11 protein-coding genes are annotated in these 15,039 nt (G+C 51.0%); 2 read left to right on the top strand and 9 right to left on the bottom strand.

Going from position 1 to position 15,039, the window contains the following annotated elements; translation table 11 throughout:
• Nucleotides 1-620: 620 nt before the first annotated feature.
• Entirely contained in the window at nt 621-2,093 is a 1,473-nt protein-coding gene (locus ACNRUY_RS22985; RefSeq protein ID WP_488114001.1) for a YfcC family protein, read from the bottom strand.
• A 398-nt stretch (nt 2,094-2,491) separates the two neighbouring features.
• On the opposite strand from ACNRUY_RS22985, the gene ACNRUY_RS22980 reads away from it, so the two are divergent.
• Nucleotides 2,492-3,136 (top strand): RING finger protein, encoded by a 645-nt coding sequence (locus tag ACNRUY_RS22980; protein WP_488114000.1) that lies wholly within the window; start codon nt 2,492-2,494, stop codon nt 3,134-3,136.
• 72 nt (nt 3,137-3,208) lie between these two features.
• Here the strand turns inward: ACNRUY_RS22980 and ACNRUY_RS22975 are convergent, their stop codons facing one another.
• From ACNRUY_RS22975 to ACNRUY_RS22940, 8 genes are all read right to left on the bottom strand, one after another.
• Entirely contained in the window at nt 3,209-4,696 is a 1,488-nt protein-coding gene (locus tag ACNRUY_RS22975) for an NCS1 family nucleobase:cation symporter-1 (RefSeq protein WP_488113999.1), read from the bottom strand.
• A gap of 77 nt (nt 4,697-4,773) precedes the next feature.
• Nucleotides 4,774-6,183: an allantoinase AllB gene (gene allB, locus ACNRUY_RS22970; protein ID WP_488113998.1), complete on the bottom strand. Its 1,410-nt coding sequence runs from the start codon at nt 6,181-6,183 to the stop codon at nt 4,774-4,776.
• Nucleotides 6,184-6,275: 92 nt separating this feature from the next.
• Nucleotides 6,276-7,655, bottom strand: coding sequence for an NCS1 family transporter (locus tag ACNRUY_RS22965; protein ID WP_488113997.1), 1,380 nt, complete (start codon nt 7,653-7,655; stop codon nt 6,276-6,278).
• A gap of 364 nt (nt 7,656-8,019) precedes the next feature.
• On the bottom strand, nt 8,020-8,520 hold the full coding sequence (locus tag ACNRUY_RS22960; protein WP_488113996.1) for an ureidoglycolate lyase: 501 nt from the start codon (nt 8,518-8,520) through the stop codon (nt 8,020-8,022).
• A gap of 160 nt (nt 8,521-8,680) precedes the next feature.
• A complete protein-coding gene (allB, locus tag ACNRUY_RS22955) occupies nt 8,681-10,060 on the bottom strand; it encodes an allantoinase AllB (RefSeq protein ID WP_488113995.1) in 1,380 nt (459 codons plus the stop codon).
• A gap of 160 nt (nt 10,061-10,220) precedes the next feature.
• Nucleotides 10,221-11,252 (bottom strand): aspartate/ornithine carbamoyltransferase family protein, encoded by a 1,032-nt coding sequence (locus tag ACNRUY_RS22950; protein ID WP_488113994.1) that lies wholly within the window; start codon nt 11,250-11,252, stop codon nt 10,221-10,223.
• Between the two features lie 142 nt (nt 11,253-11,394).
• Nucleotides 11,395-12,159, bottom strand: coding sequence for a (S)-ureidoglycine aminohydrolase (allE, locus tag ACNRUY_RS22945; protein WP_488113993.1), 765 nt, complete (start codon nt 12,157-12,159; stop codon nt 11,395-11,397).
• 580 nt (nt 12,160-12,739) lie between these two features.
• Nucleotides 12,740-13,420 (bottom strand): GntR family transcriptional regulator, encoded by a 681-nt coding sequence (locus ACNRUY_RS22940; RefSeq protein WP_488113992.1) that lies wholly within the window; start codon nt 13,418-13,420, stop codon nt 12,740-12,742.
• A 208-nt stretch (nt 13,421-13,628) separates the two neighbouring features.
• Between ACNRUY_RS22940 and arcC the strand changes: the two genes are divergently transcribed.
• Nucleotides 13,629-14,561 (top strand): carbamate kinase, encoded by a 933-nt coding sequence (arcC, locus tag ACNRUY_RS22935; RefSeq protein WP_488113991.1) that lies wholly within the window; start codon nt 13,629-13,631, stop codon nt 14,559-14,561.
• The last annotated feature ends 478 nt before the right edge of the window (nt 14,562-15,039 follow it).

The raw sequence follows: 15,039 nt of genomic DNA, 5'->3' as shown, positions 1-15,039 counted from the left end.
GGTTAAACCCTGCCACTTTCAAGTAAGTTTTTGGTGGATTATCCACCAAAATTTCTGGGGCTAGGCTGCTTTTGCGATCCCAAAAGATGAATTTATCAAATAGCTGGGGTTGTTCGCACCTTCCTTAGCTATGCATCAACTGTATCAAGCCATGATGAAACAGTTGCTTATCTTTCTAAACTTAGAAAAAAGAGAAAGTATACAGGCCAAACATGGATACTCTGCAACAGGAGTTATCCTGAAGGACAACTCTATGAGTCACCGATGTTTGTGGTAATCTATCTATCTGAAAATCTTTATATTTTCACGAATCCAGATGTGTTAGGCTTCACAGATGAAGCGAATTTTGCCGCCCTGATTGACAACACCTTAACGAACAGTGACCAGTATTCCTGGCTCGAATTAAAGGATTCCCCCAGACAGCTCGAGCTATCCCACGAACATTTGGAATTGTAGAAAACTGGAAAAACACTCCATAAAGCGTGAGCAAACCAACATTCAGTTACTGCACGGTGAAAAGTACTTTCTTCACTAAAAATTGAAAAGTACTTTTCCTGCTTTTACTTGCTCTGCCCACGCTCGAAAATCTTTATGCCACTTAAAAAACCATGTTTTCCTGATTAAAAAGGCCCGTAATTAATCATTCCGGCAATCACCGCTCCGGCACAGGCCAGAGCCACCGTGAAAATAAAAAACGGAAAATAAAACTTCACCCAGCGGATGTAATCCACCCGGGCCGCTACCAGTGCCGCAATAAAATAACCACTGGTGGGGAAGAAAATATTCGACAGCCCATCCGCCACATTGGAAGACCAGACCAGCACCTGCTGGTTCATTCCCACCAGGTCCGCAACCGGACTTAGAATCGGCAGGGTCACCAGCATCTGGCCGGAGCCGGAGGGCACCAGAAAGTTGAAGGTCGCCTGACTGAACACCACGCCAACCGCCGTTGCCCATTCCGGTAATCCACCAATGAACGAGGCCAGGTAATACACCAGAGTGTCCATGATATTACCGGTATTGAGCGTCACTGAAACCCCTCGGGCAACCCCGCAGATCAGGGCGCCCACCAGCATCATTTTCATGGCCTCATTAAAGTCATTGCAGACCTTGTTCATGGAACTGCCTGCCAGCAGGGAGGCGATCACTGCCATGGTGACAAAGAGCCCGGAAATGGCATTGAACCCCAGTCCAAAGATCATAATACTGCCAATCACCGACACAAACAGGATCAGCGTCACCAGCCCAGCCATTTTCAGGCGGGGGCTGTAATCCACCACCGTCTGTTCCCCTGCCTCTTCTTTCCCTGCAACAAGCAGCTCTTCCCGAAGCTTCAGGTCGTCTTCATACATCGTGCTGGCTTGTGGGTTTTGCTTAACCCGTCGGGCATAACGAAGAATAAACGCAATGACGCAGGCCATGACGATGCACCAGAAGATGATCCGATACCAGGCCCCTGAAAACAGGGGTAATCCTGTAATCATATGGCCAATGCCCACATTGGTGGGGGCAGTCACGCCAAAGGCAAAGCCCAGTGTGCAGGGAATAATAGCGGTGGCTGCGGCCGTCATGGAGTCATAACCAAGGCGCAACATCAGCGGCAGGATGATCGGTATATAGGCAATGGATAACTCCGGCGTACCGATAAACGCACAGATGGCCCCGAATACCAGCACCAGGATAGGGATCATAAACTCCGTTTGCCGACCCAGCCGGGTGACCAACATATTGATGCCCATATCCACCACACCAATCTTCTGTAGAACAATCACCGAACCACCCACCAGAAGGGTCAGCACCACAACCGCAGCAGCCCCTTCAATGCCTGCGGGAATGGCCTCAATCACATCCATGATGCCCACCGGCGTCTGTTCAATCTGCTGGTAAGTACCGGCAATCACCGCCTGTCGGCCATTGGCCAGGGTCTCACGCTCATACTGGCCCGCCGGGATCACCCAGCTGAGCAAAGCCATGATTACGATAAAACTGAACAGGATGATGTAAATATCCGGAAATTCAAACCGGCGACGGTGAATCGGCTTGCTATTAATGGAGTGAGTTGATTTCTGTTTCGTTGCCACGGATTCAGACATATTCAGACCTGCTTTTTATGTAGTGGGAAAAAGGTCCATCGGAAAATCACAGCACTCACCAGCGACGATCCCTTGTCTGCATAACTATCCACCCACCTAAACCGGTGGTTGTTTAGTCAGCGCTACTTTCTGCAAATCAAAAAAATAATAGCAATCAACTCTACTATTCCAATAATTCCAAAAAATATATTGCTGTGCATCAATATTGATGGCTTCGTGCGGAGTCTAAAATAAAGGAATGCGGTATCACGACTTTGACGCAGTTTATTCTCGACCTGGCAGAGCTTTCTGAAAAAGTCAGTATGACTAACACTCTTGTTATCCACTAGGTGAACCTAAATGATGAAGCACAGTCTATCCGAACTCTAATTCAGTATATGACCAGACGAGGATCAACAATGGACGCCAGTATTAATTTTGCATGCAGCATTTGTTACTCTCCACTTTCTGACTGTGTCGAATGGGATGACAAAGATAATTTGAAATACTTGGGTGAAAGATTGGTTACCCCATGCGTTCACAAGTTTCATAGTGAGTGTCTTTTAGCCGCCTTCGAATCAAACCAACATTGTCCTTATCGGTGCACATTTAAACCAGAGGAAGCAGAAACATTAAAAGGACGTATGATAGCAAACCACAAACACATAAATAACTATATTAAAAATGAGTGTAAAACCTACCCTGATGATTCAGGCTTAAAAACCATGGCTGAAGCTGATGCAAAGTTATTAAACCCTATAACCTGCTCAATTCTATCCAGCAAAGCATCAGAACCAGAAAAGCAACTGTTCCGAGATAAAGTTGTACAAGTCTGTAACGCTGCACAAAAGAAATTGACTGACTACCTGAACAGTCATGGTCAACAAGCAGATGAAAGAGCTGTTCCATCAGCGCCCCCTATGCCAGCAGGCATGCAAAACCAGCAGGGGCAGGGAGCACAAGCACAAGGACAAGGACAAGGACAAGGACAAGGACAAGGACAACAACCACAGAACTTTGGAAACCCGAACAGAAGAAACTGGTGCAAATGTACCATTCTTTAACTCCCTCCTTATCGGTCCAGGTAACCCGCTGGCAGCCCTGGCTGCCACCGGGTTACTGCTATCATTCCAAACCTAAACGGCTGACTTGGCACGAACCACTGAAGTATTCTTCTGCCCCATCAATACGTAGTACAGAATGCCGCCAATCACCGCTCCAATCACCCAGCCAAACCCCTGAAGAGCCGACAGGGCTGGCACCCACACGGTCCCAATGGCAAAGGTGGCAGCAATGGCAAAGGCCTGCAGTGCCTTTTTATTCCAGCCATTGTCGTAGTAATAGGCACCATCGGGCTCAGAAGAGAACAGATCCTGAACATTGAGCTCCTGCTTCTTCAACAGGTAGTAATCCACCATCATGATGCCATAGACCGGTGCCAGAACCGCCCCCAGGGTATTCACAAAACCGTCAATACCAATGTTACTGATCAGGGAAACCCAAAAGGCACCGATAAAGAAGGAGATCACCGCGGTAATCACTCCGCCCATTTTGAAGCTGACTTTATGGGGCAGCAGGTTGGCCAGCCCATAGGCAGAAGGAATGAAGTTGGCCACCATGTTGATGCCGATGGTCGCGGCAAAGAAGCAGGTGGCTGCGATGATGGTCAGGAAGATATTGTCCACCCGCTCAATAATTTCCGCCGGGTTGGTCAGCTGCTCGCCGAACACCACCACGGTGCCAGCCGTCACAAGCAGGGCAATAAAGGAAAACAGCGCAACATTGCCGGGCAGCCCCCACCAGTTGCCTTTCCTCAGGGCTTTCTCGTCTTTCACAAACCTTGAGAAGTCGCCGAAATTGATGACCACGGCGGCAAAATAGGCAATCATGGTGCCCATCACAGCGAAGAAAGCAACTACCGGTCCACCGACGTATTCACCAGTCCCCTTGAAAATATTGCTGACCGCAGGCAGCAGCTGGTCACCGGCCTGGAACCAGATCATCAGCATCAGGGCGATCATCACCAGGTAAACAAAGGGGCCGGCCCAGTTCAGGAAACGGGTAATCCAGTCAATTCCCCGCATGAACATGGCCAGCTGGAACAACCAAACGACGATGTATGAAAACCAGCTGACCCCGGTCATGCCAAGAAAGGTTTCAGTGCTTTGAAATTTGAACAAACTGTTCAGCAGCAAGGTCACGGCAGTAGAGGCAAAATACGTCTGCACCCCGTACCAGAACATGGCCACAATACCGCGGCTCATGGCTGGGAAGTTGGCTCCCCTCACGCCCATGCAGACCCGGGCCAGCACCGGGCTGGGTATCCCGTATTTAACACTGGGCTTACCGGCCAGGTTACAGAGAAACATAATCACAATGGCTGCAAGGATGATGGCCGTCATCACCGCCCACCCGTTTAAACCGGATGTTATAAATAAAGAAGCCGCCAGGGTGTAACCAAACAGGCTCTGGACGTCATTGGCCCAGACATTGAAGATCTCAAAGGCCCCCCAGGTTCGTCCCTCAGGCTTCAGGGGGGCAAGGTCTTCATTGTATAACCCCGGATCCACCCTGCTGGTGTCAATGTGGGTGTGCCGGGCATGCAGATCGGAGGACTCACTCATGGTCATCTCCCAGAATTAGTAAAATAAGAGGTTCTTTTTTGAATCGTTTTCTAAACCGTTACTTATCAGACGGTGGCCTACCAATAAGCCCTGTGCTCATTCAGGCTGAATTCAGGCAGAATCAGCTCACCGCTGCCGGGCTCGGCAAACACTTCGCCTTCCCGGAACACCGTGCTCCCCCTGACAAGGGTCTCAATCACCTGACCTTTTATGGCTTTTCCTTCCCAGGGCGTCAGGCTGCTCTTCTGCTTGCCCAGAGATTTTGAACCTTCATAGACCCACTCGTGCCCCGGGTCAGCCAGGACAACATCCGCGTCCATTCCTACCCGGAGTGCCCCCTTGCGCCGGCTCAGTCCAAACCGGCGGGCAGGGTTCGTTGACATCAACCGGGCCAGTTGTTCCGGCCTCATGCCCCGACGGTTCATCCCGGCATCCAGCATCAGCGGCAACATCAACTCAATGCCCGGAAGCCCCGGCGGCACCGCCCAGATATCTCCGTTATGCCTTAACCGGTCATCATCGGTATAAGGGCAGTGATCGGAGCCGAGCATATTGATCTCCCCCTTGAACAACATGTCCCAGAGCACTGCCTGGTTTTCATGGCTGCGCAGGGGTGGGTTGCATTTGGCAAAGACGCCCCAGCGATCCAGATCCGTGTCGTCCAGTACCAGGTAGCTGGGCAGGGTTTCCACGGTCATGGACACACCCCGGGAGCGGGCATGGCGGATAACATCCCGGGCCCGACCACTGGACAGGTGGCAGATATGAACATCACAGCCGGTCTCTTCTGCAAACAGGGCAATGCGGGAAATGGCTTCAATTTCGGCAATATCGGGTCTTGACTGCAGATGGGCCAGCCCACCGGAAACACCGGCCTGCTCCATGGCCGCCGCCGTGGAGTCAATGATGTCGGCATTCTCCGCATGGAAACCAATAAAGCGGTTATAACGCCGGATCACTTTCATGGCTTCCAGCAGCTTGTAATCGGTCAGCTTTGGCGCATCAGGATCGGTGGATAGAAAGGTCTTGAAAGCAACACAGCCGGACTCAACCAGCTCTTCAATCCTGTCCAGATCATCCGCTGGCAGCAGCCCCCAGAGCGCGTAGTCAGTAACCACCTGGGCTTTTGCCACTTCGTGTTTATGCATAAAAGCGGAGCGGCTGGTCACCAGTGGCTGGCTCAGGGGCATCTCAACCGTAGTGGTTACACCTCCGGCCGCCGCCTGCAGGGTGCCGCTGTGAAAATCTTCCCTGGCCCGACCCGGACCGGGCTCCTTGAAGTGAACGTGAGGATCGACAACACCGGGAAAAACCATCAGGTGGCGGGCATCAATTCGCCGCTGTGCCGGAAGCTCTACTCCCTCTGCCATAATGGCGGCAATCCGCCCATCCTTTATCGCCAGGTTGCCGTTCACGGTTCCCGAGTCCAGCACCAGAGTGCCCCCGGTAATCATCAGATCCATGGTGTCATGAGGATGATTGCTCATAGTCCGCCCCCAAGCTCATCGCTTATCTTGTATAAAGTCTTGAAAATGGTGCTTATGGGACAGTTCCAGGGAGTGGAGACTGCCCCGGAAAATCAATGACCCGCTCTGAAACGCCGGGCGGAAGGAAGGTGCTTCATGAGCAGGTAGTAGGTCAGACCGGCAGGTATCAGGCTGGCATACCAGGAGACACTGACAAAGGTGAGGGCCGCAGCGGCGCCGACAATCACGGCAATCACCCCAGCCCAGTTGATACCACTGAGTGGCCCCTGCTCATCGTAGAAAACGTCCAGGCTCAAATCCGTTTTTCGGATCAGGAAATAATCCACCAGCAGCACGGCAAAAATAGGACCAAGGAACGCTGAGTAGCTTTGGACAAACAACTGCAGGCCCGCAGCAGAGTCTTCCTTGACCAGTTCCCACGGGAAGGTACCAAACGACACCAGCCCAACCAGTACCGCCGCTTTCTTAAAGCTCAATTTGAAGGCATCCATAAGGACATAGGCAGGGGGAACCACATTGTTCAAAACATTGGTGGTCACCTGGGCGAAGGCAATAAACAGCAGCGTGATAATCAGCAGGGGGGTATTGTCCACAGCACTGGAGAACACCTTGATGGGATCGGCAATGCCGGTTGCTCCGGACACCATCAGACCAATCAGCCCCATAAAGACGGTAGCGGGAAGAATGGCGGCCACATAAATCGTGGTCATTCGACCTTTACCCGTGGACTGCTTCATCTCCCGGGAGTAGTCACTGACATTCAGCATCATGGTGCTGTATATACCCAGGAACAGCATGGTGGCTTTCCAGAAGGGCAGCCCCCAGGTGCCTTCAATATTGACAATAGCGTGGGTAATTTCAGCGCCGTACTTGTCCACGGTGCTGTAAAACATGTAGGCCAGGGCAAAGATAATGAAGCCACTGCCAATGTTCTCCAGCCATTTGATGCCCTGGAAGCCCAGCACAGACAAACCGATCTGCAATCCCTGGAACAAAATAAAGAACAGCACCAGGTTGTCATATCCGAACAGGGTCAGTGACACCATATTCAGCGCACCGGCACCAATCCAGCTCTGGAAACCAAACCAGACCACAGCCGGCACCGCCCGGATCAAGCCGGGAATTTTGGTACCGGCAAAACCGAATGCCCCCCGGGCCTGAACCACAAAGGGAATACCATACTTCTGCCCGGCCATCCCATTGAGCATCAGAGCCAGACCAATCACCAGGCAGCCCAGAGCCATAGCAGCGACCGCCTGGGTCAGGTTAAGGGTGCCAACAATGCTGGAGCCCATGGCAAAGGTACCAATAGAAACGCACCCTCCCATCCAGGTGAACAGGTAAGACCAGTTGCCCATGATCCGGTTGGTCTGGGGAGAAAGGGACTCCTCCCCGGCTTTTTTTATTTCCTGACCACCCTCCGGTATAGGTTCGGTGACCACTTTATTATCATTAATTGCCAGCTCGCTCATCAGAACATCCCCCGTTCCAGGATCGTTTTCGGGTGTTGTTTTATTTCTCCAGGAACTAAAGGATCAGTTTCCTGCTTGTAGTAAAACACCACGATGTAAAGCGGTTGAATTCATCCGACCAACGACCCTTTCAGCGTTTTTAATGGGGCGATTAAAAACCAATCAATTGATTAAAATACGCCCTATCCTTTTTAAATTATTAAATTTATTCAACTGCACCAGCGTCTGTCGGAAATAAAACACGTTTGATTCGAAAAAAAATTGAGCCAGATCATCGCCCATTCAGGCATACACTTTTTTTACTTTCCTGAAGGGTCCGGCTCTTGCAAATCCAGTTATTGATCGATGAATTCATTGTGTTGTATCAGTGCATTCGCCCGATACAGAACTCTTTTTTATCCAGAAAAACTTCTTTAAGGTTATCGCCCACATCGGCCGGGTCAGCGACCAGAAACTCCGAACGTGCGCTCAATGACAACAACGGGTGATGCCAGGTACCTGGGGAGTAAACCACGCCCTGTCCCCGGTCAGCCCTGAAACACCGTATGGAAGCCAGGTCCGGCTGATCGCCTCCTTCCGCCACCACCACCAGATAAGGCTCATGATTAAGGGGCATGAACATCTGGCAGCCCACAGGGTGCTGTTCCAGAACCTGCAGATTAAATGGCAACACGACAGGTTCAGACTGATAAAAAAGATGGGTATTGATGGATTGAGCGCCACCGCACTGAACAGAAGCCAGGGCTGGGTACTTTTCACACCGTCCCTGATTATTATTGATGGTTTTCCCTCTGAACTCGATTACTTCACCAAAAGGGGAAAACCCTGTAAACGTCAACGGCTCAATTGGGATATAGGTGGTCATGATTGGCCACTCCATTTTAATTTAGGCTTATCATTAAATGTTCTATTGGATAAATATGCGACACATTCCAACACTTTATTTATCCAGGCAATTTTTCTGACAAGGATATTGACTGTGCTGAGGATGGTTTCCAGAAACCACCCAATCAGCATTTATTAAGTCAGACCGTCCGTAGATTCAGCTTGCCATAACCGGGCTCAACCAAAACCTCACCCTGGCGGAAGACCGTTTCTCCACGAACCAGAGTCTGGTCAACCCGGCCTTTCAGACGACGGCCTTCAAAGGGACTGCGGGTGCATTGCGCCTTGGCAAAAGAGTTTTTCCAGGAATACGTCCATTCAGCATCCAGATCCACCAGCACCACATCGGCATCATTACCCAGTTTCAGGGACCCCTTGTGGGGCAGGTCAAAACGCTTGGCAGGATTGGTTGCCATCATTTCAGCGAGCCGCTCCAGGCTGACTCCCCGACGGTGATAACCTTCATCCAGCATCAGGGGCAGCATCAGATCCATACCACCAATGCCTGGAGGCATTTTCCAGATATTTTCCCCATGCTGCAGCCGGTCTTCATCGGTGTAGGGGGTATGATCGGTACCAATCATGTCAAACTCACCGGCTTTCACCATGTCCCAGAGCTGCTCTTTATTTTCCGGACTTCTCAGGGGTGGGTTACACTTGGCAAAGCCATGGTGTTTCTCCAGATCCTCAGTATCCAGCACCAGGTAATGGGGGCAAGTTTCCACCGTCACATCCACCCCCCGCTTTCTGGCATCCAGAATCAGCTGCCTTGCCTTAACCGTCGACAGGTGGCAGATATGCAGGCGGCACCCGGTGTGTTCCGCAAACAGAATAACCCGGCTGATGGCTTCCACCTCGGCAATTTCCGGGCGGGCCTGCTCATGGGCCTTGCCATTGAACAGACCTTTCTCTTCAAACTCCTTCTGCCGGTTAAACAGAATGTCTGCATTCTCGGCATGGACCCCCACCAGCCCGTTAAACTGGCTGATCTCTTCCATGGACTTCAACAGGGCGTAATCCGGTGTATGGGGGTAATCCGGGCTGGCATAAGGAATGAAAACCTTGTATGCCACACAGCCACAGTCGTTCAGTTCACCATAGTGACCTGTGGACTTCTCGGTCAAAGCTCCCCAGAACGCTACATCTACCACCGTTTTTCCTTCGACAATTTCTTCCTTGAACCGGAAAGCAGAGCGGTCCGTGACCGGAGGAACGGACAGGGGCATTTCAATCATGGTGGTAATCCCACCGGAAGCCGCTGCCCGGGAACCGGTCAGATAATCCTCCCTTTCCGGGTAATGGGTGGGCTCCCAGATATGGCTATGAGGATCCACCAGCCCTGGCATTACGGCCATTCCCCTGGCATCAATCTCGCGCTGGGCTTGAGGTGCCGTATCATTAGTGGTGATGCCGACAATTTTCCCATTGGCGATTGAAAGAGCGCCTTCAACAACTCCGGTTTCCAGCACCAGTCGACCATTCTTTATAACAACATCTACGGTTTGTTTTAATTCGTTCATGGCAACCACCTTTTCCAGATGCTTATCAGTATTTGATCTTCAGAACCCATTGGTTTCATTGCTGCGGTCATCTCTTGTCATTCAGTGACCGGTACAGCCCAGGAAAACAATGGTCTCTGCTCTCTTGAGAAAGGCCGGGCAAAAGCCCGGCCTGGTTTTATTAATTCACACCTACCACAGAGGCCAGCAGCGCCATCCGCATGGCCACAGAGAACTCAATGGCCTTGAAGTAGATTTCATGAGCAGAATCATCAATGGCGAAATCAAACTCACCGGGATTCCTTGGCAGAGAGTGGTGAACGCCCACGGTCTTGCCGGTTGCCTTCTTGACCCGCCCCAGCATATCCAGGCCGAGATAATGGTTGTCCATCTTCTTCATGAAGTCTTCACGATTGGGGTCGTCTTTCTTCACAGAACAGCCAGGCAGGTAAACCAGCTCCACTTCCTTTTCAATAAAGAGCTCTTCATGGCCCTTCTGATCCAGATCAAAGTGCTCTTCAAAACTGGCCCCCATGGCCACCAGCTTCTGACGGACAATTTCAGGTGTCCGCAGTTCACTGGCACCGGTGTAGACAATGTGAGCTCCCATGGCCGCCAGAGCCAGGGCGAAAGACTGACCGGAACGGGCACGGCTGAGGTCAGGGGTGGAAATGACAATTTTCTTGCCTTCCAGCTCTCCGCCAAACGCTCTCCAGCAGGTATAACTGTCCAGCAGGCCCTGGGTTGGGTGGGTCACATGACCATAGCCACCAGAGATGATCGGAGCGCCCTTGCCAGCCAACTGCTCAATGGCACCCAGCGCTTCCTGGTCGTCAGGGTGACGCATAACAATGACGTCAGCGTACTTGGAGGTTACACGCAGAGAGTCGTACAGACTTTCATTCTTGGCCGCAGAAGAGTTGTGAACCGGATCGGCTTCAGTAATAACCTGACCACCCAGACGGATCATGGCGTCTTCATGGCTGCAGCGGGTACGGGTGGATGGCTGGAAAAACAGGGTATACAGCGTCTTGCCCTGGAGCAGGTTGGTGCCGGTGCGCATAAACGGCTCCAGCATTTCAGAGGCCTGGAACAGGTTGGTGATCTGTTCTTTGCTGAAATCATCCAGGAAGGTAACGTTACGGCCTTTCATGCCGGTCGCTTCCAGGTGATCGCGAATGTCTTTGGCCTTGAAGTTGGAATCGATTGCCATGGTCTTAAACTCCTGATTTTTACTTTTCTTTGATTTTTTGGTTTTGCAAGTGTCGTTTTTCTGGAGGCCCGGCCAGCGGTACGATGAGTCACCTCAGCCAGGCCTCTGCTTCTTATGAACCGGCTTTTTATAAACCCGCTTCTCAGATCTCTACATCTCTATGGCAGTCCTTGGAATAGATGTAGGTAAAGCGGCCGTTACCGGTGCCATAACAGGCCTGCTGGGTGTAGGGCCCAAACCAGATAAAGTCTTCAGCCATGGTCTGTACCCAGTCGTCTCCCAGCAGATAAATGCCTTCACCCTCCAGCAGATAAGCGCCATGCTCCTGAACATGGGTTTCAATGAAGGGGTGGCATCCCCCCGGCGCAAAGCTGAGAATGTGGAAGTTCATGTCAAAGTGGGTATCAATGGGCAGCAGATCTTTCAGGAACACCTGCTCCAGCCCCATGTAATTCACTTCTTCAATTTCATTGGTATTGCCAAACACGGTGTAAGGCTGCTTGCCTTCAGCAGGAATATAACGCTGCTTATAAAGGATGACCCGGACATCACCACGACCGGTGTTCTTGAATTCCAGCGCCTTATTATCGGGGGCATAGGCAAATCCGCCCTGTCCCAGAGTAATGGACTCATCCCCCACTTTGACTTCCAGCTCACCGTCGCCATCCATCACCCAGATGAAGCTTTCCACCCCTTCTTCCGCCGCAAAAGGCTTCGAGGTATAGCCATCTTTAAGCACGGATCCGGTATACCAGACAAAACTGCAGCCAATTTTTGGAGAGCCCAGAATCGTCAGCTGGCAATTTTCCAGCCCGGGGATAACATTGATAACCCGGCCTTCGGGAGGCAATACGGCATAGACACCTGGCTTGACAACTGAGCGGGTCTTCAGATCGGGAAATGGCATGTTCAGCTCTCCTAACGTGAAACGGTTATTAACCTTTGTTTTGTGTTCCGTTGGTTGCCCTGGTTCAGGGAAACACCCTTATCACTGTTAACATTTCATGCTTTATTTATTTCGATGATTCCGTAACCAGACACTCAATTTCGACAGAGCCATTGTCGTATTATTATCATTGAGCAGTCCGCTGCAGGGCTGGAATATCAGGGGCGCAGACAACCAGCTCACTGTTTAACCGTCTCTCGAAACAAATTGTTAGCAATAAAAGCAATATTTGTTAGCGAATATACGCGGGTTTGAAGATGGAACATTGAGTTACATCAAAAAAACCAACGGACAATCACAAAATTTCCCATTGGCATGGCAATTTTTGACAAAGGACAAACAAACCGGGGACAGTTGACATCTGTTGTATTAAGAAAGGGAAAGAGCTGGTACAGGAAGGGGGGCCACAGTTATGCACTTTCAATGCACAATGCTGAAGACGCTTTTCACGGGCGATAGGGGGCGATGCCCAGCTCCCAGGGGAGCTGATCTCATCATTGCCTTATAGATGGTCTTATAAGTAGAAAAAAGGAGGGAGGGATTAACTGGCCAGCAGCTCTGCAAAATCAAGCTCTTTCGCTTCCTCTTCCGGTTCAAGCAGCTGGCTCTCGATAGTACGAAGGTGCTCATCCATAAAGTCTGCGGCTTCATCCTGGTCACCGTTGGTCAGAAGGTCCAGTAACTGCTGGTGATCATTGGAGGAGCAGGCCTGGTCGCTGGTTTTTTCATACAAACCAATAATCAGCGAGCTGGCCGCTACCAGCCGTTCGAGGGCATCAACCAGCACAGAGTTCCCGGCAACCCGGGCAATTGCCAGATGAAACTCCCCGGACAGCCTCACCATATCCGGTCTGGAAGCACGGGCTATGGCTGCATTTTCCTGCTCGATCAGCTTCGCCAGCAGTTGAAAATCACGGGAACCTGCTTGTTCCACCGCTTTACGGATAAGGGCTGTCTCAATAATACGTCGGGCTTCAAAGACTTCACGGGCCTCGTCCCTGGATGGACTGGCTACACAGGCCCCCTTGTTGGTTTCAATGATGACCACCCCCCGGCTCTGCAACTCCTGCAAAGCACTGCGCACATGGTTCCGGTTAGCCTTGAGCGCTTCAGACAGTTTAATCTCAATCAGGCGCGTACCGGCAGGCAGACGCTGTTCAATAATGGCCTTGTAGATAACATTAACGATTCTTCGTACTTCCTGGACCTTGAAGGTAGGCATATGCAGTTCCGCGTTTAACCAATTCAGCACCCGGTTGCTGAAGAATAGAACAAATGGCGCAATACGTACTTACCACGATAACATTTGTGAGAATCACTGGTAGCATTGCTAGCAATCAGGGGCGCAATTTTCATTACATCGAAAAATCCAATAGCCGCGGATTATACGATGTGTAAAAAAAAACATCGAATGAAAAGGATACCTGATTATGCGTATAGTGATTGCCCTGGGGGGAAATGCCATGCTCCAGCGGGGTCAGCCCCTGGAAGCGAGCATTCAGAGAGAAAATATTCGTAAGGCCGCAGAAGTAATCGCCAGGGTTTCTGACGAACACGACGTCATACTCACCCACGGCAATGGTCCCCAGGTGGGCCTGCTGGCACTCCAGAATGCCGCCTACGACAAGGTCTCCCCCTACCCTCTCGACGTCCTTGGTGCTGAAACCGCTGGCATGATCGGCTATATGCTGAACATGGAAATCCGCAATAACCGGCCCAAACTTCCTATCGTCACCATGGTGACGGAAACTCTTGTGGACATTAAAGACCCCGCCTTTGAAAACCCCACCAAGTTTGTCGGCCCCGTTTACAGCAAAGAAGAAGCCCTGCAGCTGGCCGAAGAAAAGAACTGGTCAGTGAAGCCCGATGGCGAGTTCTACCGGAGAGTTGTCCCTTCACCCCTGCCCCAGTCCATTGTCGAAGGTAACACCGTGCGTCAGCTCAGTGAGGCGGGAGCCCTGGTGATCTGCTCAGGCGGTGGTGGCGTCCCGGTCTGCAAACAGCCCGATGGCACCATTGATGGAGTGGAAGCGGTGGTGGACAAAGACCTGACCGCCGCCATTCTGGCCAGACAGCTCAAGGCCGATGCCCTGATCATCATGACCGATGTGGAAGCCGTCAGTATCAACTTTGGCAAGCCGGACCAGAAGCAGATCCGCCGTGCCACTCCCTACCAGATTGACCAGCTGGACTTCCCGGCCGGTTCCATGGGACCGAAAGTAGCCGCCACCGCCGACTTTGTGCGCAGCGGCGGCTACTACTCCGCCATTGGCAGCCTGTACGATCTGGAGAAAATTGTCTCCGGTGAGGCTGGTACCCGGATCACCCTGGAGAATGAACAGCCGGAAATGAGTTTCTTCTGATAACCTGCCCATAAGCCGGTTCGCCATGTAACGAACCGGCCTTTCCATCCACAATGTCTATGCGAAAAGAAGTTGTCGATCCACCGTCATCCATGAGAAGCCTTCAAACAAAATGCTTCTAGGAGCATATGGAAATTTTATACTCACAAGTCATCAAGCATCTTAAGAGTTGAGTTTCTGCCAATACTGAACCTTGATAAAGATAAAAACCAGATTTGTTAACCACAATTCTTACAATGTTAATATTGAATCCCCTAAAAACAAGTATCTGTTTTAAACGAGTATAACCCTACCTGTGTCGAAACATTTAAATAAACCATAAAATCTGTCGAAATTTCGATTATCCTTATCTGTAGTAGTTCAGACCTGATCTGACAGTCACCGATTTTTCAGAGGGTGTCTGTCAGGTCAAATTCAGGCTACAAATTTTTCCTTCCAGATCTCTTTGCCATCTATCAGAGTTTCCATTGGCGTTCTT

The sequence above is a fragment of the Endozoicomonas sp. Z74 genome (assembly GCF_057680865.1).
Note: the sequence above shows the minus strand (reverse complement) of the source record. Positions and strands in the feature narration are given on the sequence as shown.

Bases quoted from the DNA above. Each gene is read 5' to 3' on its own strand.
- ACNRUY_RS22980 (WP_488114000.1), top strand. From the start codon at position 2,492: ATGGACGCCAGTATTAATTTTGCATGCAGCATTTGTTACTCTCCACTT.
- ACNRUY_RS22975 (WP_488113999.1), bottom strand. From the start codon at position 4,696: ATGAGTGAGTCCTCCGATCTGCATGCCCGGCACACCCACATTGACACC.
- allB (WP_488113995.1), bottom strand. From the start codon at position 10,060: ATGAACGAATTAAAACAAACCGTAGATGTTGTTATAAAGAATGGTCGA.
- ACNRUY_RS22940 (WP_488113992.1), bottom strand. From the start codon at position 13,420: ATGCCTACCTTCAAGGTCCAGGAAGTACGAAGAATCGTTAATGTTATC.
- ACNRUY_RS22965 (WP_488113997.1), bottom strand. From the start codon at position 7,655: ATGAGCGAGCTGGCAATTAATGATAATAAAGTGGTCACCGAACCTATA.
- ACNRUY_RS22950 (WP_488113994.1), bottom strand. From the start codon at position 11,252: ATGGCAATCGATTCCAACTTCAAGGCCAAAGACATTCGCGATCACCTG.
- ACNRUY_RS22960 (WP_488113996.1), bottom strand. From the start codon at position 8,520: ATGACCACCTATATCCCAATTGAGCCGTTGACGTTTACAGGGTTTTCC.
- allE (WP_488113993.1), bottom strand. From the start codon at position 12,159: ATGCCATTTCCCGATCTGAAGACCCGCTCAGTTGTCAAGCCAGGTGTC.
- ACNRUY_RS22985 (WP_488114001.1), bottom strand. From the start codon at position 2,093: ATGTCTGAATCCGTGGCAACGAAACAGAAATCAACTCACTCCATTAAT.
- arcC (WP_488113991.1), top strand. From the start codon at position 13,629: ATGCGTATAGTGATTGCCCTGGGGGGAAATGCCATGCTCCAGCGGGGT.
- allB (WP_488113998.1), bottom strand. From the start codon at position 6,183: ATGAGCAATCATCCTCATGACACCATGGATCTGATGATTACCGGGGGC.